At 72.2% G+C, this 1,097-nt stretch carries 1 protein-coding gene and 1 pseudogene; both read left to right on the plus strand.

Annotated elements, in window-relative coordinates:
- Positions 1–84: 84 nt before the first annotated feature.
- Entirely contained in the window at positions 85–609 is a 525-nt protein-coding gene (locus ABD194_RS19835; protein WP_343994720.1) for a 2'-5' RNA ligase family protein, read from the plus strand.
- A gap of 308 nt (positions 610–917) precedes the next feature.
- A pseudogene (locus tag ABD194_RS19840) lies at positions 918–1,097 on the plus strand (hypothetical protein); the annotation flags it as partial.

Raw genomic sequence — 1,097 nt, forward strand, 5'->3', positions numbered from 1 at the left:
GAGGAGTCGGCAGAAGTGGGCGGAGGGGTCATGGGCGTCAGCGTAGGCGGCGCACGAGCCGCTCCGTCATGTCCAGAATGGGCCATGGCGCTCGCCCTCTGCCTGCTGCTCGACCGGAGGTCGGACCGCCTCGTGCGCTCGCTCTGGCAGCGGCTCGAGGCCGACGGCATACCGACGCTGCTCAGCCACACCCACGGTCAGCACCTCGCCCACCTGTCGTATGCCGTCCTGCTCACGTGGGACGAGTGCGCGGTCCGTGACGCGGTGGCCGGGCTCGGCGACCGGGGGCCGGTCGACGTCTCGGTGCAGGGCACGGTGATCTTCCCGCGGGGGCGGGCCGCGCTCGCGGGCTCGGCTACCGTCGATCTCACGACGCGCCAGGCCCGTGCCGTCGAGGCGCTGCGGGCGACCGGCGCGACGATCCACCGGCACTACGAGCCGGGCCACTGGACCCCGCACGTCTCGGCGACGACCGGCGTCCCGGGCGCGCGGTTGCAGCCGGTGGTCGACGCCGTCTCCGACCGTCTTCCCCTGACGCTGCGCTTCGACCGGGCGGCGCTCATCGACACGACCTTCGGCACGACCTGGGACCTGCCGGGCGTGCCGTGACGCAGTGCCCGGGCGGCGCTGCGCACGGCAGGATGAGACGGTTCGGTCCGGATCCGAGGCAATTCTTCCGTTTTGCCTCGCCTGCCACACCGGCGTGGCAACCTTTCGGAGGTGCCGGACCCGAGGAGACTCGTTGTCGTCAGAGGTCAGGACACAAAGCTTCGACGGTTGGCCCGTTGTGGTACGTGAACCGTCACTGGTAGCCCGGACTCGCCCCGCGAGCCGGGCTCCATCATTTTCCGGGCGAAATCGCCCAGGACCGGCGGATTCGACTGTGGCTCAGAGGTGCCCGGGCTACCGTGGCCTCCATGAGGCGCGTGGTCGCACCGGCGGTCGCCGGCGCCGCGGCGGTCCCCCTGGCACTGCTCACGGTGGTGACGCTGCGGTGGTCCGCGCTGCACTGGGGCGCGACGACCGAGGAGTGCCGTGAGGAGCTGCCGGGCGACGGCCTGATCCGCGACCCCGGGCTCGTCGCCACCCGCGCCATC

It is taken from the genome of Terrabacter terrae (assembly GCF_039529575.1).
GTDB lineage: Bacteria > Actinomycetota > Actinomycetes > Actinomycetales > Dermatophilaceae > Terrabacter > Terrabacter terrae.

What these genes read in the sequence shown, in the direction of transcription:
- ABD194_RS19835 (WP_343994720.1), top strand. Translation starts at nt 85, where the DNA reads ATGGCGCTCGCCCTCTGCCTGCTGCTCGACCGGAGGTCGGACCGCCTC.